This is a genomic window from Collinsella sp. TM05-37 (assembly GCF_003436455.1).
In the GTDB taxonomy this organism is placed as follows: Bacteria; Actinomycetota; Coriobacteriia; order Coriobacteriales; family Coriobacteriaceae; genus Collinsella.
In genome coordinates this window covers 35973-57412 of sequence record NZ_QSPN01000007.1, presented here as the reverse complement: position 1 = coordinate 57412, position 21440 = coordinate 35973, and the positions used below count along the sequence as shown (strand labels likewise).

Sequence of the window (21440 nt, the reverse complement as noted above, 5' to 3'; positions counted from 1 at the left end):
AAAAAGCAATCCTTATGGGTTAGGAACGGGTTGCGGCGAGCACCTGCGCAGCCTTTTCACGCGCCCACGCATCGATGTCGCGAAGCTGCTCAAACGAATCGACCACCTGCATATCGTGGGCGTCCATGCAGGATTCCACAATGCGATCGATATCGGTAAAGCTGCAGCCATCGTGCAGGAAGGCATCGACGGCGACCTCGTTGGCGGCATTGAGCACGCACGGCATGGTGCCACCCGTCTTGCCGGCACGCTCGGCCAGTGCCAGACAGCGGAAGGTATCCATGTCGGCAGCATCAAACGTGAGCTGCCCCAGCTCGCGGAAATCGATACGAGGCGCCGGAGTATCCCAACGCTCGGGATACGAGAACGCGAACTGGATGGGAATACGCATGTCGGATGCACCGAGATGCGCCATCACGGAGCCGTCGGCGAACTCGACCATAGAGTGAATCTTGGACTGACGCTGCACGACCACGTTAATGAAATCGAGGTCGCAGTTAAACAGATGCATGGCCTCAATGCGCTCCAGGCCCTTGTTCATGAGGGTGGCGGAGTCAATGGTGATCTTGGCACCCATGGCCCACGTGGGATGCGCGAGGGCATCGGCACGCGTCACGCGATCGAGCTCGTCGCGCGTGCGGCCAAAGAACGGACCACCCGAGCAGGTGAGCCAAATGCAGTGGGCCTCGCGCGGGTTCTCCCCCAGATAGCACTGGTAGATGGCGGAATGCTCAGAGTCGACCGGAATAAGCTGGCCCGGTTGCGCCAACGGCATAAGCAAGTCGCCACCGACGACGAGGGACTCCTTGTTGGCAAGGGCAAGGCGCTTATTCGAGGTCAAGGCCGCATGGCTCGCCTCGAGACCGGCGGCGCCCACAATAGCGACGAGCACGCAGTCGACATCGTCGCGACGCGCGAGCTCGCAAACCGCCTGCGCGCCAACGCCGAGCTGTGTGCCCTCGGGCAACTCCTGCAGCACGGCGTCATCGCCATGAGCGACATCGGCAACGGCAACCGCCGGAACCGAGAACTCGCGGGCAGCGGCAACGAGCTCCGAGGTGCTGGAATTAACGGACAGCGCCGTCACCTGCAGGCGATCGGCATGCTGGCGGCACACATCGAGCGCCTGGGTGCCGATAGAGCCCGTACAACCCAGGATGGCAACGCGAAGGCGTCCATCGGGGCCATACGTCGTCTGGAAGGACATTACAGCACGCCTCCGATCATCAGCAACAGCTGTGCGGTGATGCAACCGAAGATAAGCGAATCGCTACGATCGAGCATTCCGCCGTGGCCCGGGATAAGGTTGCCGGAATCCTTGACGCCCACACCGCGCTTGATGCGCGACTCGATAAGGTCGCCGATAACGCCCAGAATGGACACGACCACGCCGCATAGCAGCGCATAGGGCAGGCTGAGCTTGTAGAAGTGCGTCGCCCACAGGATGAGCCAAATCAAAACCGAGCCCAAGATGCCGCCGGCAAACCCCTCCCAGCTCTTTTTGGGGGAGATCTTGGGAACCATCTTGTGCTTGCCGATACGGCTGCCCACGATGTAGGCAAACGAATCGGAGACCCAAAGGGACGCGCAAACGCCCACTGAAAGCAGGGCGCCGGCAAAACCGGGCACGGCATCGCGCAGCAGCACGATAGCCGACAGCATAAAGCCAGTGTAGATGGGACCCATGAGCGTCACGGCCACATCAGAGATGCGGGTACGCGGCGACCAGACATACCAAATGCCCACAGCGAGCATCAAGGCAAAAAGCAGGGCATTCAGCAACATCGAATCGCCCAACGCCGACAGCGGAAAGAGTACGGCGGCAACGATACCCATGCGTTCGTTAGCCATCTTGCCATCGAGCCTTGTCATACGGAAAAACTCATAGCAGCACAGACCGCTCATGACAGAAACAAAGATGGCCGTGGGCACGATACCCAAAACCAGGCACAGGATAAAGACAACGGCGTAGACGATACCGGCGGCGGCACGGGTAATAAAGCCCGCCAGCCACGAACCGGTGCCGCTCTTCGCTGCAGGCGCTCCCGCAGTGGCAGCCTTGCGCGCAGGCGCCGCGGAAACTGGCGTCTTGGGAGCAGATGCCTTGGGACGATCGGACACGATTAAGCCCCCTCGGTCTTGCTCAGTCCACCAAACCTACGGTCACGGCCCTGATAGGCCAAAATGGCGTCGACAAGGCCCCAACGATCAAAGTCGGGCCAATAGGTATCGGTGACGTAGAATTCGGAATAAGCCACCTGCCACAGCAGATAGTTCGAAAGGCGCAGCTCACCAGAGGTGCGAATCACAAGTTCGGGATCGGGAAGACCGGCGGTATAGAGGTGGGAAGCCACCATGTCGTCATCAATTGCGGCAGGATCGATCTTACCGGCGGCAGCGTCGGATGCGATCTGACGGACAGCGCGGGTAATCTCGGCACGCGCGCCGTAGTTGACGGCAAGCGCCAGCGTCATACCGGTGTGATCGGCGCACTCGGCAAGACCGCGCTCAAAAACGTCGCGAGTCTTCTTGGGCAGCGCGGAAATGTCACCCAAAAAGACTACGCGCACATTTTCGCGCTTCAGAAGCGGCAGCTCGTCGATAAACGTCTTGGCAAACAGGTGCATCAGAACGTTGACTTCGTGCTGCGGTCGATTCCAGTTTTCGGTCGAAAATGCATAGGCCGAAAGCACGTCGACACCCAGGCGCACGCAGGCGGTAATGATCTCGCGCAGCGAGACGATACCCGCCTTGTGGCCCTCGGTGCGTGCAAGACCGCGCGACGTGGCCCAACGACCGTTGCCGTCCATGATGCACGAGATATGGTGCGGAATGTTATTGAGGTCAAGGTCGGAAAAACCGACGCCCGCAGGGGCGTCGGCAAAGTACTCGACCAGTTTATGCTCGTCGTATTGCACCTTAGATCTCCATGACCTCGGCTTCTTTTTCCTTCAGAAGCTCCTCGACCTTGGCGACATACTCATCGGTATGCTTCTGGACCTTGGCCTGCTCGCGACGTACGTCGTCCTCGGTGAGCTCCTCATCGCGCTCGAGCTTGTTGTTGAAGTCGCGACGGATGTTACGGATAGACACCTTGGCCTGCTCGGCGTACTCGCGGCACTCCTTGACGAGCTCGCGACGGCGCTCCTCAGTGGGAGCCGGGAACGGAAGACGAACGACGGTGCCATCGGAGTTGGGGGTAATACCCAGATCGGAAGCGCCGATGGCCTTGACGATAGCATTGATGAGCGCCTTATCCCACGGCTCGATGAGCAGCATGTGAGCCTCGGGGGTCTTGACGGCGGCAACCTGCGTGACCGGCGTGGGGACACCGTAATAATCGACGGTGATGTCGGACAGAATGTTGGCGTTGGCACGACCGGTACGGACCTTGGAGAAGTTATGCTTGAGGGACTCGAGCGACTTGTCCATATGGGCGGTGATGTTCTCTGCCATGCTTAATCCTCCTGATAGACGAGCGTGCCGACGGGCTCACCCGCGAGCGCGCGCTTGACGGTGTCCTCGCCATCGATGTTGAGGACCAAAATAGGCATACGGTTATCCTGGCACAGGGCCGTAGCTGTGGAATCCATAACCTGCAGACCGCGAACGAGAACCTCGTGATAGGTAATCTTGTCAAAACGGACGGCATCGGCGCACTTGACGGGATCCTTGTCGTAGATGCCGTCAACCTTGGTGGCTTTAATCAGAATCTCGGCGCCGATCTCGCACGCACGAAGAGCCGCGGCGGTGTCGGTCGTAAAGTACGGATTGCCCGAACCGGCGGCAAAAATAACGACGTTGCCCTTGGAAAGGTGGTTGATGGCGCGACGGCGAATATAGGGCTCGCAGATCTCGTTCATCTGGATAGCGCTCATCACACGGCAGGGAACGTCGTTATGCTCGAAAGCATCCTGCAGGGCGAGCGCGTTCATAACGGTCGCGAGCATGCCCATGTAGTCGGCCTGAGCACGCTCCATGCCACCGGCAGCGCCTGCCATGCCGCGGAAAATATTGCCGCCGCCGACAACGACGCCGACCTCATGGCCAACGGCGAGCAGCTCCTTGACCTGCTTGGCAAGATGATCGGTAACCTTGGGGTCGATGCCATATTGGCCGTCGCCCATCAGCGCTTCGCCGGAAAGCTTAAGAAGCACTCGTTTATATCGGATGTCGGACAAAGCGATCCTCCTTTAATTAGACTCTCAATATGATATCAAAGGCTCTGATAAGAGCCATGAAAAAGCAGGCTGTGAGTAAAACCCACAGCCTGCTCATTACCAGCTACAAGAGCTTATTTACTCGCCACGGACCAGACGGTCAAAGGCAACGACGGTAATGGTGTCGCCGAGCTCCTTGGAGACCTGCTCAGCGTACTTCTTGATGGTGAGGGAGCTGTCCTTGATGAACTCCTGCTCGGTGAGCACGGACTGCTTGTAGAACTTCTCCAGACGGCCAACAGCCATCTTCTCCTGGATAGCCTCGGGCTTGCCGGACTCGGCAGCCTGGGCCATGTAGATCTGCTTCTCGTGCTCGACGGTCTCGGCCGGAACCTGATCGCGGGTAGCGCAGATCGGGGCGACGGCGGCAACCTGAAGGGCAACGTCGTGAGCGAAGGTCTTGAAGGACTCAGCCTGAGCGGTCTCGGCCTTCTCGAAGGCGAACTCGACGAGGACGCCGATCTTACCACCCATGTGGATGTAAGAAGCGAGCGCGCCGTTCTCGGCCTTGCGGGCAGCGAAGCGGGAGATCTTCATGTTCTCGCCCATGATGTGAATCATCTCGGTGAGCTCGGAGGAAACGGTCTCCTCGCCCATCGGCTTCTCGAGCAGAGCGTCGACGTCAGCAGGCTCGGTGGTAGCGACAACCTCAGCGACCTTAGAAGCAAAGCCGGTGAACTTGGCGTTGGAGCCAACGAAGTCGGTCTCGCAGGAGAGCTCGAGCAGAGCACCGGTCTTGCCATCCTCGGAGACGAACGCGGCGACAGCGCCCTCGTTGGTCTCACGGCCAGCCTTCTTGGCAGCCTTGGCAAGACCGTTCTTACGCAGAACGTCGACAGCGGCGTCCATGTCGCCGTCAGCCTCGACGAGAGCCTTCTTGCACTCCATCATCGGGGAGTCGGTCATCTCGCGGAGCTGCTTGACCATAGCGGCGGTAATCTGGGCCATTGTGGTTCCTTTCAAAGAGATGAAAAAGAATTAACTAAGACTGATTTACTCGGCCTTGGGCTCAGCGGCCATCTCGGCCTCGGAGACCTGCTCCTTGCCGGAGCCAGCGAGGCAGGCGTCAGCCATGAGCTCGCACATAAGGGTGACAGCAGAGATAGCGTCATCGTTGCAGGGGATGCCGTACTCGACCTCGTCGGGATCGGAGTTGGTGTCGATCAGAGCGACGACGGGGATGTTCAGGCGCTGAGCCTCCTTGATGGCGTTCTCCTCGCGCTTGGTGTCGATGACGAAGAGAGCCTGGGGCAGACCCTTCATGTCGCGGGCACCACCGAGGTTGGTCTGGAGCTTGGTGAGCTCCTTGCCGAGCACAGCCTGCTCCTTCTTGGGGAGCACTGCCATGCGGCCGTCCTCGACCATGGCCTCGAGCTCCTCCATGCGGTTGATGCGGGAGCGGATGGTGACGAAGTTGGTCAGCATACCGCCGAGCCAACGCTGGTTGATGTAAGGCATGTTGGCGCGCTCAGCAGCGTTCTTGACGGCCTCCTGAGCCTGCTTCTTGGTGCCGACGAACAGCACATTGCCGCCCTTGGCGACGTTCTTGACGAAGGTGTAGGCCTGATCGGCGTCGAGGATGGTCTGCTTGAGGTCGAGGATGTAGATGCCGTTGCGCTCACCGAAGATGAACGGCTTCATCTTGGGGTTCCAGCGACGGGTCTGGTGACCGAAGTGGCAGCCGGCCTCGAGCAGGGTGCGGATATTAATCTTGGTAGCCATGTTAAACCTCCTGTGGTTTGCCTCCGCGCGGGGTCATCCTCCAAAACCAACCCGGACATGTGCTACCAAAGCCCGGGCACCACGGTATGAAGTAGCCGCGCGTGCGTGATAAAAACCTGTTGCCGTGAAGCAACCCGATGAATGATAGCAGGAATGCATCTTCCTGCCAACCCGCAATCAAAACCACACACCTGAGCGCGGCGCGGGACGTCCCAGCCACTATTCGCCGCGGGGATGGGCTTGAGCCACAGCCCGCTTAAGCCGATCGGGTGTGAGATGCGTGTAGATCTGCGTCGTGGACAGGCTCGCATGGCCCAGCAGCTCTTGAACCGAGCGCAGGTCCGCACCGCCCTCGAGCAAGTCGGTCGCAAAGGTATGGCGCATCGCATGCGGGGCGATGTCGGCAGGCATGCCGGCGAGCGTCGCCAGCGTATGAAACCGCCGCCTGAGCATGGCGGCACTCATGCGATTACCGCGCGCCGATATAAGCAGCGGATGCGGCCTGGTAACGGGGTCACGACGCTTTGCCTGAGCGAGCAACTCCGGCCTCCCCTCCTCAATATAGAGACGCGTCGCCTCGAGCGCACGACGATACAGAGGGACGATACGTTCTTTGCTCCCCTTGCCCCACAGGCGCAGCGTGCGTTCGGACCACGCAATGGACTCCACATTGAGTGCTGCGAGCTCAGAGATACGGGCGCCCGAGGCATAGAGCAGCTCGAGCATCGCCGCATCGCGCAGTCCCGCGGGTGTTGAGGTATCAGGCGTCTTGAGCAGCGCCTCGACCTGCTTGGTCGTAAGGACGCCCGGCAGGTCACGCGGCAGCTTGGGCGATGCGATCGCCGAGACTGCATCGCCCTCCACGACCCCCTCGGCAGCCATCCATCGATAGAGCGATCGGATAGCCGACAGATGCGCCGCAAGCGTTCGGGGAGCCACCTGCTCACGCGAAAGCTCGGCAAGATAGCGACGAATGGTGCGCACGTCGGCAGCGAAAGCATCGATATCCTCGCGCTCGCACCAGGCAGCAAAGCGCTCCAGCCTCGAGCCATAGGCCGTCACCGTATTGGGAGAAAGCCCCTCGACACGTGCGATATAGGCGATAAACGAGTCGACGGTGTCGTACAGGTCAAAGGCTATGACCGGTCGCCTCCAAACAGATCAGGACGAGTGGCCAGATAGGCATCAAGGGCCTCGAGCGCACGGTCCGCATAGGCCTGGTAGCGGTCGCGCTTGCTGCGGCGCTTACCATCCTCGAGTGGCGGCACCAGGCCAAAGTTGACATGCATAGGTTGATAGCCCACGGTGGCAGGATCGGTCGCATAGCCCACGAGCGCACCCAGGGCGCCCACGCGCGGCAACTCGACGCCCGCGACACCGATAGCCTCGGCATAGGTGTTGAGCGCCGCGAGCAGACCGGTCGCCACGGCTTCCATGTACCCCTCGGTGCCGGTGATCTGACCGGCCAGGCGCACGCCGGTACCGGGCACGGCAAAGGTGCCATCGAGCACGTGCGGGGCGTCGACAAAGGTATTGCGGTGCATGACACCGTAGCGGAAGAACTCAGCGTTCTCCAGGCCCGGCACCATATGGAAGACGCGCTTCTGCTCGCCAAAGGTCAAGTTGGTCTGGAAGCCCACCAGGTTATAGGCGGTCTTCTCCTTATTCTCGGCACGCAGCTGAATCGCCGCCCAGGGACGACGACCGGTTCGCGGATCGGTGAGGCCGACGGGCTTCATGGCGCCAAAGCGAATGGCGTCCTTGCCGGTGCGCGCAACTTCCTCGGCAGGCTGGCAGGCCTGGAACAGATCGCCGCCCTCAAAGTCCTTGAGCACCACGCGGTCGGCCGTGGTAAGCGCCTCGATAAAGACCTCGTACTCCTCCTTGTTGAGCGGAGCGTTGAGATAGTCGCCGCTCCCCTGCTCCTCGTAGCGCGACTGCGAGAACAGCACGTCCATATCGAGCGTGGAGGCATCGACGATCGGCGCCGCGGCATCGAAGAACGCAAGGGCGTTGCCACCGACGAGCTTCATGACCTCTTCGCTCAGCGCCGGCGAGCACAAGGGGCCGGCGGCAATGACCACGTGACCTTCGGGAATCTGCGTGACCTCGCCGTGAATGATCTCGATATTGGGACGGGCGGCAACCTCGGCCTCGACAAGCTCGGAAAACTTGACGCGGTCGACCGCCAGGGCACCGCCGGCGGGAACAGCCGCGCGATGGGCGCAATCGAGCAGGACTGAACCCATGCGCTCAAGCTCGGCCTTCAGCAAACCAGCCGCGGAATCCGGACGGGTCGACTTAAACGAATTGGAACAGACGAGCTCTGCCAGGTGATCGGTATGGTGGGCCGGGGAGCTAACCTGGGGGCGCATCTCGCACAGCTTTACGGCGAACCCGCGATCTGCAAGCTGAATCGCGCACTCCGAACCCGCCAGACCGCCACCGATAACCGTCACCTGATCAAACAGCATCTGCAAACACCTTTCTAATTGACATGTTTTCCATTGTGACCGAAGGGTGTCTGAGCGTGAAGGGCAAACTTGGAGGGCGCATACCTTCCATCCATCATGCGCTCGATAAGACCCTCGAGCTCAAGCGAACCCAGGAGTTTGAGTACGCCGACGGCATCGAGCGAGACGAGCGCCGCGATGTCGTCGACCTTGAGCGGAGAGGCGATGAGCGCATGCATCACGGTCTGCTGTGTTTGATCCAGGTCGGCAATGCCGGGAGCATCGGGGCGCGAGTAGCGCAGGGTGCCGTAGATGCGTGAAATAGCCATCTCGATAGATTCCTCGTCGATGATGCAGCAGGCACCGTTCGCAATGAGGTAATTCGTGCCACGCGACTCGGGCGATAGGATCGACCCTGGCACGGCAAGAAGTTCTCGCCCCAAATCCATAGCAGCCTCGGCTGTAGAAAACGTCCCGGAAGGCATACCCGCCTCGGATACAAAGAGGGCTTGCGACAGGGCCGCGATTACGCGATTGCGGCGCGGAAAGGCAAACTTGCGCGGACCCATGCCCCACGGAGAGATCGACACGACCGCGCCACCCGTATCGAGCGTGCGCGTAATAAGCCCCGCGCTCGAACGCGGGTAGACCACGTCGGCGCCCGTCCCCAGCACCACGACGTGTTTGCCGCCGGCATTGACCGCAGCCCAACCCGAGGCCTGGTCACAACCGACCGCGCCGCCCGAAACTACCGTCACGCCCGCCTCGACCGCAACCTTTGCCGCAAGCTCTGCCACGGCAAGACCATACGGAGAGGCCTTGCGCGCGCCGATGATGGAGAGCGCGGGCGTCGAAAGCACCTCGGGGTTGCCGCGCACATAGAGTGTCTGGGGTACATCAGAAAGCTCCAAAACGGTCTCGGGATACAACGCGTCACCTGGATGCAGCTCGAAGGTCCCCTCGGCCATCATTGGTCCCTCCTTCCCTGGTACATCGCCGCCTCGAGCACGTGGTCCTGCGTCACTTGCTCGCTCTCGGCGACGTCGGCGATGGTACGCGCGATACGCACCAGGCGCACGATGCCGCGGCCCGTGAGATGCGTGCGCTTCGACAGGCCGAGCACACACTTCTCCGCCGCATCATCGAGCTCAAAGGTCGAAACGACGCCGTCAATGGACCGTGTCTCGTCATCCTCGGCCTCGGCATCCGCATCGTCCATACGGGATTCGCGCCAAGCGCGAAAAGCGCGACCGCGCACAACGTAGTCACGTAACTCGGCAGACGACATACCCTCCGCACCCTCGATAATCACCTGAGGGTCGGGACGGGTCACATCGATCATCATGTCGATACGGTCGGCCAAAGGACCGCGCAGCTTTGACCGATAGCGCTCGACCATCGCCGCCGAGCAGCGGCATGGCACCTCACGGTCGCCCAAAAAGCCGCAGGGACAGGGATTGCTCGCAGCCAGCAGCTGAAAGCGCGACGGGAAGGTAAAGGCCCCGTCGACGCGCACGATCCTCACATAGCCGCGCTCGATGGGCTGACGCAGCGTCTGCAGCACACTCGTGGGAAACTCGGCAAGCTCGTCCAAAAAGAGCACGCCGCCATGAGCCAGGCTGATCTCACCCGGATGCACCGGGCGCCCACCGCCGATAAGACCTGCGGTCGAAATACTGTGATGGGGACTGCGGAAGGGCCGGTGCCCCGCCAACAAGCCATCAATGTTCTCACCCAAAACCGAATGGATGCACAGCGCCTCCTGTTGATCCTCAACGGAAAGCTCGGGCAGGATGCCGGTCATACGACGCGCGAGCATCGTCTTGCCCGATCCCGGGGACCCGATCATGAGCAAGCCGAGTTCTCCTGCCGCCGCAAGCGCCATGCCGCGCTTGGCGACCTCCTGCCCCAGTACGTCGGCATAGTCGAGCTCGGGCTCAAAGGTCGCCTCGAGCACTTCAGAATCCAAGTAGTGCCGCGCGGCATCGCCCATGCCATGGGCAAGCTGAGACAAATGATCGATGAATCCACAATCCACGCCCGCGAGTGGCACATGCTGGTCTGACCTGCCGGCGATAAAAGACAGCCCCATATCACGCGCCAATAGCTGAAACGCCACCTCGCCCTTGACAGGAAGCACCGTACCGTCCAAGCCAAGCTCACCTGCGATAAGACAACGATCGAGGTTGTCGCGGGGAATCTGACCATCGGCCGCCAATACCGCGATGGCGATGGGCAGATCAAAGCCGCTACCGGTCTTGCGAATATCGCCAGGCGCCAGATTGACCGTAATGCCCGAGCGCGGGATTTCAAACCCGGCGGAGCGCATCGCGCAGCGAATACGACCGCGTGACTCCATCACCTCCATACTCGGAATGCCGAGCATCTGAATGCCCGGAACGCCGCCGGCAAGCGAGACCTCGACCGTGACGTGAATCGCCTCGACGCCACGGATGCAGGCCGCGTGAACGGCAAACGTCTCGAACGCCATCACGACACCTGCCAATCGAACGCGTTGTACTGATGCCCGATCTCGGCGATATGCCCACCGCGAATGGTGACACCCACGGCATCGAAGCGAATCGCCTTGAGCGGATAATGTTCCATGAGATAGCAACTTGCGATGCGGCGATAGCGGCGTTGCTTTCGGGCGTCCACAGCCTCCTCGGGAAAGACCCGCGTGCTGCAATCCAGCGCAACGCGTCTGGTCTTGACCTCGGCCATCACCACGACATCGTCGAGCTCATCGAGCAGCACCAGATCGGCCTCGCCCTCGGAGCAACGATAACCCTGCTCCAGCAAGGTGTAGCCGCGCTCGTTAAAGTAATCGATTGCGATCAGCTCGCCCAGCATGCCCAGCTCGCGGGGACTGAGCCCCTTGATAAACTCGGGCGTCATCGCCCCGCAGTCGAGCTCGCCATTTTCCCAACGCTCCTTGAGCTGCTGCGTCTTGCTCTTTTTGCTTGCGGCACTCATGGGGTCTCCTTTCCCGCACGCTGCATTGCCCCGATGATGAGGGCACCTTTCATGCGGGTAAGTACCGGAAGCAAACCAAAAGCTGACCAAATGCCGTCAAAAAACGGGCCGTACGCAGCAATGGTGTTGCATACGGCCCGTTACCAGCAAGTTTATAAAACCCCAGAGGTCCCTGTCTCCACAATTGACCTAGAAAAGGCGCTCAGTCTGCAGAAAGTTTCCGCAAAAGCTCACGCGGTGCAGTGGACAAAGCCCATGTTTGCGAATGGCCTCGATATGCTCGGGGCTTGCATAGCCCTTCGACTCGGCCAGATGGTACTCGGGATACTCGGCGTCGTACTCGACCATCATCTCGTCACGCGTGACCTTGGCCATGATGGACGCCGCGGCGATGCAGGCGATTTTGGCATCGCCCTTCACCACATCGCGCTCGTTAGGAACGGCGCCCAAGGGGTTACCATCCATGAGGACGCAGTCGGGCTCAAGTCCCGTATCGGCCACGGCGCCCGCAACGGCAGTACGGATAGCACGGGCCATGCCCATTTCATCGATATCCTTCGGCGCGATATGGCAAAAACCGATCGCCGTCGCCACCTCGGCAATCTTCACTGAGAGCAACTCGCGGCGCGCGGGCGTGAGCTTTTTGGAATCGTTGATACCCCAGACGCGCGGCTCCATAGGAAGACAGACGGCGCATACCGTCAAAGGACCGGCCACCGATCCGCGGCCCACCTCGTCGACACCAACGACCACCCCATCGCCGCCAAGCTGATGCATAAGCTCGTACATGTCATTGACGCGCTCGCGCTCGGCAAGCTCTTTGTCATGGCGTTTGAGGGCGCGTTCACAAGCCTTGATCACCTGCTGGCGCGGGTCCTCGCGATAATGCTCCACGAGGGCGGGAATCTCCTCGAACGTAGCGCTCGCCAACTCACCAGCAACCTGCGATGCCGAAACCGAGCTCGTCATGTTGGCCATACCAGGCCCTCCTTGCATGCAAATCAGATAAAAAGAAGGGCCACCCGAAGGTGACCCTTGTGTCCAAACGAGTGGACAGACGCTGCGATCTTCTTAGCGCTTCTCGGGGATGCGAGCAGCCTTGCCCACCTTGTCGCGGAGGTAGTACAGCTTGGCGCGACGGACGCGACCATGACGAACGACCTCGAGCTTGGCGATCTTGGGGCTGTGAAGCGGGAAGGTACGCTCAACACCGACACCGAAGGACATCTTGCGGACGGTGAAGGTCTCGCGGGCACCGGCGCCGGCCATGCGGATGACGTCGCCCTGGAAAACCTGGATGCGCTCGCGGTCGCCTTCCTTAATGCGGTAGTGAACCTTGACGTTGTCGGCGACGCGAACCTGAGGAATGTCCTCGCGGATCTGCTGACGCTCGATTGCGCGGATGTAATCCATGTGCAATTCCTTACTCTTCTAGAGGTGCCGTACCACCTTGGCCGGCACGTAGTTGAACAAACGTATTCGAGTATACACGCGCGGGTTTCTGCTGCAAGAACAATTTTTTGCGCAGACAAAAAGACAAAACCCGCACATGATAACCGCCCGTCTCACGAATGAGACGGGCGGCATGAAGGGGGGCTACGCTAGGCGTCGATGCGCAAGGGGGCTAGGCGTTGCGCTTGGCCTCGAGCTTGGCCTGAGCGGCAGCTAGGCGCGCGAGGGGCACGCGGTAGGGCGAGCAGGACACATAGTCCACATCGGCCACGTTAAACAGGCCCTTGATGGACTTGGGGTCGCCGCCGTGCTCGCCGCACACGCCAAAGTGCATGCCAGGGTTGGTGGCGCGACCCTTTTCGACGGCCATACGCACGAGCTCCAGCACCGCCGTATCGATGGTCTCGAAGGGGTTGTCCTTCAGGATCTTCTTGTGCAGGTACAGCGGGATGAACTTGGCCTCGGCGTCGTCGCGCGAGAAGCCAAAGGTCGTCTGGGTGAGGTCGTTGGTGCCAAAGCAGAAGAAATCTGCGTGATGGGCGATCTCGTCGGCGACCATGCAGGCGCGCGGCAGCTCGAGCATCGTGCCCACGGGAATGTTGAGCTCAACGCCCTCTTCAGCGGAAACCTCGGCGATTACGCGCTCAATGACCTCGCGGGTCTGAACATGCTCGGCCGTGATGGAGACGAGCGGAACCATGATCTCGGGGCGCGGGTCGACGCCCTCCTTGATAAGGCGGGCAGCAGCCGTGGCGACGGCGCGAACCTGCATGAGAGGCAGATCGCTAAAGACGACGGACAGGCGCACGCCGCGCAAGCCCAGCATGGGGTTGGACTCGACCATGCCGTCAATGCGACGTAGGCGGGCGCGCAGGGCAGTGAGCTCCTCCTCGGGAGCGCCGGCGGCCTCCTTCTTGGTGATGGCGACCTCGAGCTCGCGAGGATTATCCAGGAACTCGTGCAGCGGCGGATCAAGCAGGCGAACGACCACATCGCGACCGGACATGGTCTTGAACATGGCTAGGAAGTCCTCGGTCTGGACCTTGAGCAGGTCGGCCAGGGCCTGCTGCTTCACGGCCTCGTCGTCGGACAGGATGAAGCTCTGGATGATGTTCTTACGATCGCCCAGGAACATGTGCTCGGTGCGGCACAGGCCGATGGCCTCGGCGCCAAACTCGAGGGCGAGTGCGGCATCCTCAGGGTTGTCGGCGTTGACGCGCACATGGTTGGCGTGGCCACAGGTCTCGTCCAGGCGAATCTCGTCGGCCCAGGACAGGATGGTGTCCAGATCGCCGGTGAGCTCTGCAGAGACCAGGTCGACCGCGCCGTCGACGACGATGCCCTGGGTGCCGTCGATGGAGATGACATCGCCCTCGTGCAGTACGCGGTCGCTGCCATCGATGTGCACGACCTTCTCGGCGGCGTCGATGTGGAAGCGCTCGACACCGCAGACGCAGGGTGTACCCATGCCGCGGGCGATAACGGCTGCGTGGCTCGTCTTGCCACCATGGCTGGTGAGGATGCCCTCGGCAGCGACCATGCCCTTCAGATCGTCGGGGTTGGTCTCCCAGCGAACCAGGATAACCTTGTGACCCTCGTTGGCGCGCGCGACGGCGTCATCGCTCGAGAACACAACCTCGCCCACGGCGGCACCGGGGCTGGCGTTAAGGCCGGTAGCAAGTGCCTCATACTTCTTGGAGGCATCGAACTGCGGGTGCAGGAGCTGATCGAGCTGTGCGGGGTCGATGCGCCCCACGGCTTCCTCGCGCGTGATCAGGCCCTCCTCGACCATCTCGATGGCGATGCGCAGGGCGGCCGTGGCGGTACGCTTGCCCACGCGGGTCTGGAGCATCCAGAGCTTGCCCTGTTCGATGGTGAACTCGATATCGCACATATCGCGATAATGATCCTCGAGGGTCAGGAACACGCGCTCGAGCTCCTCACCTGCAGACTCGAGGCCCGGGGTGGTCTTGAGGTCGGCGATGGGCTCGGTATTGCGGATGCCGGCGACGACGTCCTCGCCCTGGGCGTTAACCAGAAAGTCGCCGTAAAACTCCTTGGTGCCGTCGGCCGGGTTGCGCGTGAAGGCGACGCCGGTCGCGGAGGTCTCGCCCTTATTGCCAAAGGCCATAGCCTGAACGTTGACGGCGGTGCCGAGTTCGTCGGAGATACCATGCTGCTTGCGGTAGATGCAGGCGCGCTCGTTCATCCAGCTGCCAAAGACGGCCTGGATGGCAAGACGCAGCTGGAGCTCCGGGTCGTGCGGGAAGACGGGCTTGCCGTCAGCGACCTCGAGCTCGGGGTACAGGGCGGCCTCGACGTTGTCGGAGAAGATCCCCTTGAAGGTCTCGACGAGCCCCTGCAGGTCCTCGGCCGAAAGCTCGGAATCGACGCGAACGCCGGCGACCAAGCGTGCCTGGGTCAGAGCGTTCTCGAACAGGTCGGCGTCGACGCCCATGACGACGTTGGAGAACATCTGGATAAAGCGGCGGTAGCTATCCCAGGCAAAACGCGGGTTTTGCGTCTGGGCGATAAGGCCCTGAACGGAATCGTCATTGAGGCCCAGGTTGAGGACTGTGTCCATCATACCGGGCATGGAGAACGGAGCGCCCGAGCGAACCGACACGAGCAGCGGGTCGGAGGCGTCGCCGAGCTTCTTGCCACAACGGGCCTCGAGGTCCGCCTCGGCGGCAACGATCTCATCGAGTGCGCCCTCGGGCCACACGTTGCCGGCACCGGAGTACTCGACACAAGTCTGGCAGGTAATGGTAAAGCCACCGGGAACCGGCAGGCCGATGCGGCTCATCTCGGCAAGGTTTGCGCCTTTGCCGCCAAGCACGAAGTTCATGGACTTGTCGCCCTCGGTGACACAGGTGCCCTGGGCGTCGGTTCCAAAACGGTAAACCCTCTTGCAATCGCTCACGATACTTCCCCTTCCATGCGCTTACGCGCACGACCGTGGTAACGAATCGACCCGCCGGATGCGGGCCGTGAGGGAACTATACGGCGGGTTTTGGGCAGGCTTGAGCAGAGGGTGCGCGGTTTGGTAAACGTGCTAAAACTAGCGGTAAACGGTAGGTAAAGTTGGTTACCTTATGAAGATACCACTACAAGAAGATTGCAGGTCAGATGCGATGTTTTTGCTAAATCGCTTTATCAATTCAGGCTATTTAGCCACTCCGATGATTTTTCTGGGACGGGGATTAAAAAATCATTGAGTACCTAATGATTTTTTAATCCCCGTCCCAGAAAAATCATCACAGAAAGGACTACTGCTGTTGAGCGCGGCGGGCGGCACGGCGGGCTCTTGCCTCTTGAATCTCTTCGAGATGAGCAATGATCTCGGCAGCGCTTTCCTCGATGGCTTTGCCGTCGGTACGCACTACAAAGCAGCCCAGGCGTTTCATGAGCGCGCGGGCTTCCGCAAGCTCACTACGCACGCTCTCGGGCTCGGCATAGGAGCCTGCGACGGCGCGGGCGTAGTCGTCGCCCAAGCGGCTATCGCGAATCTCGGAAATCACATCGACGGTCGAAATCAAGCCGAACAGGCGCATCGGGTCAACCTCGTAAATCGACTTGGGCGGCTCCATGCCATGCGCCAGTGGGACATTGGCGACCTTGTAGCCCTGATAGGCTAAATACATCGACAGCGGCGTCTTGGATGTACGCGACACACCCAGCAGCACGATATCGGCACCCGACAGATCGTCGCAACCACGACCGTCATCGTGCTCAACGAAATACTCCATGGCCTCGATACGATGGAAATAGCGGTCATCGGTCTTGTGAATCACGCCCGCAACGCACTTGGGCAGCACACCGATGAGCGACGACAGCACGGCAAGCGTCGGGCCGATCAGGTCGACCGAACGGATATGCAGCATACCCAGGTAATCGAGCACGCGGGCGCGAAGCGCCGGATCGACAATGGTATGGAACACGGCGACATCGCGATGGTCGGCATCGACGCGCGGCCCCACAAATGACTTGACCTGCTCCACCGAGGTCACCTTGGGCAGGCGCAAGAGACGAAAAGCCCCTTCATCAAATTGCCCGGACGCCGCAAGCACCACCTCACAAGCGGTATCGCCGAGCGAATCGGAGATAACGATAACGATGGGACGAGCGGTGACCGGGCAATCCATGCGGGGCTCCTTTTGCGCTTATGCGCAGGCTGGCTTACTTTTTGCGGGCAAGCTCACCGATGTTGGCGATGCCGGAGAAAACGGCCTCGAAGCGGTTGAGCAGCTTAAGGCGATTATCGCGAAGCTGCTCGTCCTTGTCCATGACCATGACCTCGTCGAAGAAGCGGTCGATGGGGGCACGCAGGGCGGCGAGGGCAGCAAATGCGGCCGGGTAGTCCTCGGCAGCAAGGGCGGCATCGACAGCGGTCTGAGCAGCCTCGGAGGCGTCGGCGAGCGCGAGTTCGGCCTCGCCCATCAGGGCGCGGTCGTACTCCGCACCCAGCTCGGGCTTCGAGATATGCGCGGCACGGGCATAGGCGGTAGCCAGGTTGTCGAACGTCTCAGCGTCGTTTTTGCGGGCCTCGTCGAGGGCGGCGCAGCGGGCGAAGAAGACGGACGGGGCGATAATGTGCACCGCGGAGACGGCGGCAACGGTATCGGCCGGGATCTTTTCGTCGCGGGCCATGCTCACCAGGCGGCCATGGAAGAAGTCACGAACCTGCTGCGCGACCTCGGCGGCGTCGAACTCAATGCCCTGCTCGCTATAGAGCTCGAGCGCAAAGTCGATGAGCGACGTGGGATCGATCGGCAGACGGTCGCGCAGGATGTTGATGATACCGATAGCGGCACGACGCAGCGCGTAGGGATCGGAGGAGCCAGTCGGGGGCTCGCCGATGGCAAAGATACCGGCGATGGTATCGAGCTTGTCGGCGCAGGCCACGATGCAGCCAGCGGTGCCCTCGGGCAGCTCGTCGCCGGCAAAGCGGGGACGATAATGATCGCGAATGGCGTGGGCAACCTCGTCGTTCTCCCCCATCGCGGTCGCGTAATAACCGCCCATCACGCCCTGTTGGCTCGTGAACTCGACGACGGCGTTGGACACCAGGTCGGCCTTGCACAGGTGAGCGGCGCGAGCGGCGTCGGCGGCCAGGTGGGCGCCCAGATGGGCCTCACGGGCAATGGCGAGCGCGAGCTGCTCAACACGCTCGGACTTGGCGAGCACGCTGCCGAGCTTCTCCTGGAAGGCGACCTTGGCCAGACGCTCGCGGAACTCGTCGAGGGAGATCTTCAGGTCCTCCTCGTAGAAGAACTTGGCGTCGTCCAGGCGGGCGCGCACGACGCGCTCGTTGCCGTCGATCACACGCTCGGCGTTCTCGGGCTTGCTGTTGGAAACGACCACGAACTCACGCGTGAGCTTGCCCTCGCCGTCATAGATCGGGAAGTAGCGCTGGTTGGTGAGCATGGACTCGCAGATAATCTCGTGCGGGACCTTGAGGAACTCCTCGTCAAAGGTACCGACGAGCACCGTCGGCCACTCGCAGAGGTTGATGACCTCCTCAAAGACCTTCTTGGGCGTATCGACATGGCAGCCGGGGCGAGCAGCCTCGACCTCGGCGATGCCGGCAAGGATGGCCTCACGACGACGCTCGGCAGAAAGCACGCCGGCGTCCTCGAGCACCTGCTCGTAGACGGCGGGGCTGGCGACAACATGGTCGCCGGGGCCAAGCACGCGATGGCCGCGCGTGGTGTTGCCGCTCGTCACGTCGGCAAACGACACGGGCACAACGTCCTCGCCCAGAAGACAGCAGATCCAACGGACCGGACGTACAAACGTAGCGTGCTCGTGACCCCAGCGCTGGCTGCGGTAGTTGGGCCACTGCAGGCCGGCGATGGTCTTCTCGCACAGGGCCGTCAGGATCGGGGTAGCCGGTGCGGAAGGAATGTTCTTCTCGGCGAACACGTACTCACGGCCGTCGGTGCCCTCGCGACGGACCAGATCCTCGGCACCCACACCGCACTTGCGGGCAAAGCCCTGGGCGGCCTTGGTGGCGTTGCCGTCGGCATCGAAGGCAATGTTAGCCGCGGGACCGCGCTTGACCTCGTGAACCTCATCGGTCGCAGTGGCGACGTTGGCCACGAGCGCAGCCAGACGACGCGGGCTCGAGATCACGCGGACCTCGCCATGGGCCAGACCGGCCTCGTCGAGGCCCTTGGCAATCATGGTGCCAAGCTGCTTGACGGCATTGTTCAGCGGTGCGGAGGGCATTTCCTCCGTACCGATCTCAAACAGGAAATCCTTAGCGTCTGCCATGGCTTACGCCACCTCGCCTTCCTGGTCGGCATTCTCGTTGACTCCGGCGACCTCGGCCATATAGGCCTCGCAGCACGCCTTGGCGACGGCGCGGACGCGCAGGATGTAGTTGGCACGCTCGACCGCGGACAGGGCGCCGCGGGCATCGAGCAGGTTGAAAGCGTGGCTGCACTTCATGACGCAGTCGTATGCGGGCAGCGGCAGCTTGCGTTCCAGGCAGGAATGGCACTCGGCCTCGTAGTCGTCAAACTTCTGACGCATCATCTCGACGTTGGCGACCTCAAAGTTATAGGCACTGAACTCGCGCTCGTTCTCGAGGAACACGTCGCCGTAGGTCATGGGCGTGCCGTCGGGCAGATAGCTCCACACCAGATCGTAGACCGAGTTGACGCCCTGGGCGTACATGGCGATACGCTCCAGGCCATAGGTGATCTCGACGGGCACGGGGTCGACCTCGATACCGCCCACCTGCTGGAAGTACGTAAACTGCGTGACCTCCATGCCGTTGAGCCAGACCTCCCAGCCAAGGCCCCAGGCGCCCAGCGTCGGGCTCTCCCAGTCGTCCTCGACAAAGCGGACGTCATGGTCGTTGGGGTCCAGGCCGATAGCGGCAAGCGAGCCCAGGTAGAGCTCCTGGGCGTTGGACGGAGACGGCTTGATGAGCACCTGGAACTGATAGTAGTGCTGCATGCGGTTGGGGTTCTCGCCGTAGCGGCCGTCGGCGGGACGGCGGCAAGGCTGCGCATAGCAGGTGCGCCACTCGGCGGGACCGAGCGATCGCAGCGTGGTCGCGGTGTGGAAGGTGCCGGCACCGACCTCGGAGTCATAGGGCTGCATGATGACGCAGCCCTGCTCGCCCCAGTACTGCTGGAGGCGCAGGATGATGTCTTGGAAGGAAAGCGATGAAGCGTTCATGCCTCTAATATCCCCTCGTCGAAACGATTACACGGTTAGGTACTGTACTATAGCGGTTTTTAGTCGATAGCGCCGATGCGGTTGAGCGGCCAGTAGCGCACGAGCGCCACGGCGATCAGATCAGAGCGATCGACGGGACCAAAGTAGCGCGAGTCGGCAGAGTTTTCGCGGTTGTCGCCCATCACCCACACGCACCCGTCGGGAACGGTGTAGGGATAACTCACCTGGGCGGCGGGCGCCTGGACCGAAAGCGGCCAGCTCATGCCCGTCGTATAGTCCTCGTCGAGCGCTTGGCCGTCAACGACGACCTTGCCGTCCTGAAGGTCGACCGTCTGGCCGGCCGTGGCGATGACGCGCTTTACCAGCACGTCATGCTCGGACGTGGCATCGGGGTTATGGAACACCACGATATCACCCTGTTTGACGGGCTGACCGAGCTCGAGGCTCACCTTTTGTGCCAGGATCTGGTCGCCAATCTCGATCGTGTCCTCCATGGAGCCGGTGGGTACCACAAAGGGCTCGACCACAAAGGTGCGGATCAAGAAGGTGGCGGCGAGCGCGATAAGAATGACTAAAATCCACTCCAGAGCACCACGTAAAGTGAAAACGGACCTTTCGCCAAAATCATGTTCGAGGTGAACCCGTTGACGCCCTTTATCATCCACCATTCTATTCACCCCTTCCGGAAAGCAAATCTTGCGCGTATGCGCGCTCCTGGGGCGTGAGCCGCGCCGTCTCGATCAGGTCGGGACGCCAGCGGCAGGTGCGCTCGATGGCCTTCTTACGGCGCCAGGCGTCAACCTTGGCATGGTCGCCGCTCACGAGCACCGGCGGCACGCCCTCGCCGTTGAACTCGGCAGGGCGGGTGTACTGCGCATACTCGAGCAGGCCTCCGTCCTCGGCGGTCGAGAACGACTCGTCCACGTTGCTCATCTCGTCACCAAGGGCGCCGGGGATCAGGCGTACGACGGCATCGGCAACGACCATAGCGGGAAGCTCGCCGCCCGTGAGCACGTAATCGCCGATCGACAGGCGCTCGTCGGCATACGCATAGGCACGCTCGTCAACACCTTCGTAACGGCTGCACACAAACAGCAGGCGCTCGCTTTTGAGCAGGCGCTCGGCCACATGCTGCGTAAAAGGCTCGCCGCACGGGGTGAAGAACACCACCGTCGGCTTGGGGCCCTCCGCGCTAATGGCCTCGATAGCCTCGGCGATAGGCTCGACCTTCATCAGCATGCCCTGCCCGCCGCCGTACGGCTCGTCATCGACGGTACGATGGCGGTCGTGCGTCCAGTCGCGCAGGTTATACGCCTTAAAATCAAAAAGGCCGGCCTTGCGGGCGCGGCCCAAAATCGATGTGGACATGACGGGCTCAAACATCTCGGGAAAGACCGAAAGGGTCTCAATCAGCATGTTGTCCTCC

20 protein-coding genes are annotated in these 21440 nt (G+C 61.5%); all 20 read right to left on the bottom strand.

All coding sequences use genetic code 11. The annotated features are described in order from the left end of the window. Positions 1-19: 19 nt before the first annotated feature. The 20 genes from dxr to trmD all read right to left on the bottom strand — a co-directional run bounded on the left by dxr (position 20) and on the right by trmD (position 21430). Positions 20-1207 (bottom strand): 1-deoxy-D-xylulose-5-phosphate reductoisomerase, encoded by a 1188-nt coding sequence (dxr, locus tag DXD48_RS05190; RefSeq protein WP_117564265.1) that lies wholly within the window; start codon positions 1205-1207, stop codon positions 20-22. Beyond that, positions 1207-2121: a phosphatidate cytidylyltransferase gene (locus tag DXD48_RS05185; protein ID WP_233514965.1), complete on the bottom strand. Its 915-nt coding sequence runs from the start codon at positions 2119-2121 to the stop codon at positions 1207-1209. The genes dxr and DXD48_RS05185 overlap by 1 nt, the downstream gene beginning before the upstream one ends. Positions 2122-2123: 2 nt before the next feature. Beyond that, positions 2124-2918: an isoprenyl transferase gene (locus DXD48_RS05180; RefSeq protein WP_117564264.1), complete on the bottom strand. Its 795-nt coding sequence runs from the start codon at positions 2916-2918 to the stop codon at positions 2124-2126. A 1-nt stretch (position 2919) separates the two neighbouring features. Further along, a complete protein-coding gene (frr, locus tag DXD48_RS05175) occupies positions 2920-3456 on the bottom strand; it encodes a ribosome recycling factor (RefSeq protein WP_006236112.1) in 537 nt (178 codons plus the stop codon). Between the two features lie 2 nt (positions 3457-3458). After that, positions 3459-4181 carry a UMP kinase gene (gene pyrH, locus DXD48_RS05170; protein ID WP_040359955.1) on the bottom strand — a complete coding sequence of 241 codons (723 nt, stop codon included), beginning with the start codon at positions 4179-4181 and terminating at the stop codon, positions 3459-3461. A gap of 117 nt (positions 4182-4298) precedes the next feature. Continuing rightward, complete coding sequence (tsf, locus tag DXD48_RS05165) at positions 4299-5168, bottom strand: translation elongation factor Ts (RefSeq protein WP_022094736.1); 870 nt, start codon at positions 5166-5168, stop codon at positions 4299-4301. 45 nt (positions 5169-5213) lie between these two features. After that, the gene (gene rpsB / locus DXD48_RS05160; RefSeq protein WP_006236109.1) at positions 5214-5942 is read right to left on the bottom strand and encodes a 30S ribosomal protein S2; all 729 of its coding nucleotides are present in this window, start codon (positions 5940-5942) and stop codon (positions 5214-5216) included. Between the two features lie 219 nt (positions 5943-6161). Then, positions 6162-7070 carry a tyrosine recombinase XerC gene (locus DXD48_RS05155; RefSeq protein ID WP_370446300.1) on the bottom strand — a complete coding sequence of 303 codons (909 nt, stop codon included), beginning with the start codon at positions 7068-7070 and terminating at the stop codon, positions 6162-6164. A gap of 8 nt (positions 7071-7078) precedes the next feature. Then, positions 7079-8416, bottom strand: coding sequence for a methylenetetrahydrofolate--tRNA-(uracil(54)-C(5))-methyltransferase (FADH(2)-oxidizing) TrmFO (gene trmFO, locus DXD48_RS05150; RefSeq protein ID WP_117564262.1), 1338 nt, complete (start codon positions 8414-8416; stop codon positions 7079-7081). A 14-nt stretch (positions 8417-8430) separates the two neighbouring features. Continuing rightward, positions 8431-9366, bottom strand: a complete 936-nt coding sequence (locus DXD48_RS05145; RefSeq protein WP_334202454.1) for a DNA-processing protein DprA — start codon at positions 9364-9366, stop codon at positions 8431-8433. Next, positions 9363-10886 (bottom strand): YifB family Mg chelatase-like AAA ATPase, encoded by a 1524-nt coding sequence (locus DXD48_RS05140; protein WP_117564261.1) that lies wholly within the window; start codon positions 10884-10886, stop codon positions 9363-9365. Before DXD48_RS05140 ends, DXD48_RS05145 begins: the two co-directional genes overlap by 4 nt. Further along, the gene (locus DXD48_RS05135) at positions 10886-11371 is read right to left on the bottom strand and encodes a YraN family protein (RefSeq protein WP_117564260.1); all 486 of its coding nucleotides are present in this window, start codon (positions 11369-11371) and stop codon (positions 10886-10888) included. Before DXD48_RS05135 ends, DXD48_RS05140 begins: the two co-directional genes overlap by 1 nt. Before the next feature lie 189 nt (positions 11372-11560). Next, complete coding sequence (locus DXD48_RS05130; protein WP_117564259.1) at positions 11561-12349, bottom strand: ribonuclease HII; 789 nt, start codon at positions 12347-12349, stop codon at positions 11561-11563. A 93-nt stretch (positions 12350-12442) separates the two neighbouring features. Then, positions 12443-12784: a 50S ribosomal protein L19 gene (gene rplS / locus DXD48_RS05125; protein ID WP_006236098.1), complete on the bottom strand. Its 342-nt coding sequence runs from the start codon at positions 12782-12784 to the stop codon at positions 12443-12445. A 211-nt stretch (positions 12785-12995) separates the two neighbouring features. Next, the gene (ppdK, locus tag DXD48_RS05120) at positions 12996-15746 is read right to left on the bottom strand and encodes a pyruvate, phosphate dikinase (RefSeq protein WP_117564258.1); all 2751 of its coding nucleotides are present in this window, start codon (positions 15744-15746) and stop codon (positions 12996-12998) included. A 346-nt stretch (positions 15747-16092) separates the two neighbouring features. Next, positions 16093-16968: a pyruvate, water dikinase regulatory protein gene (locus DXD48_RS05115; protein ID WP_117564257.1), complete on the bottom strand. Its 876-nt coding sequence runs from the start codon at positions 16966-16968 to the stop codon at positions 16093-16095. A 34-nt stretch (positions 16969-17002) separates the two neighbouring features. Continuing rightward, positions 17003-19099: a glycine--tRNA ligase subunit beta gene (glyS, locus tag DXD48_RS05110; RefSeq protein WP_117564256.1), complete on the bottom strand. Its 2097-nt coding sequence runs from the start codon at positions 19097-19099 to the stop codon at positions 17003-17005. Between the two features lie 3 nt (positions 19100-19102). Then, on the bottom strand, positions 19103-20014 hold the full coding sequence (locus DXD48_RS05105; protein WP_117564255.1) for a glycine--tRNA ligase subunit alpha: 912 nt from the start codon (positions 20012-20014) through the stop codon (positions 19103-19105). 59 nt (positions 20015-20073) lie between these two features. Continuing rightward, positions 20074-20682 carry a signal peptidase I gene (gene lepB / locus DXD48_RS05100; protein ID WP_233506722.1) on the bottom strand — a complete coding sequence of 203 codons (609 nt, stop codon included), beginning with the start codon at positions 20680-20682 and terminating at the stop codon, positions 20074-20076. Between the two features lies 1 nt (position 20683). Further along, positions 20684-21430, bottom strand: coding sequence for a tRNA (guanosine(37)-N1)-methyltransferase TrmD (gene trmD, locus DXD48_RS05095; RefSeq protein ID WP_117564254.1), 747 nt, complete (start codon positions 21428-21430; stop codon positions 20684-20686). Between the last annotated feature and the right edge of the window lie 10 nt (positions 21431-21440).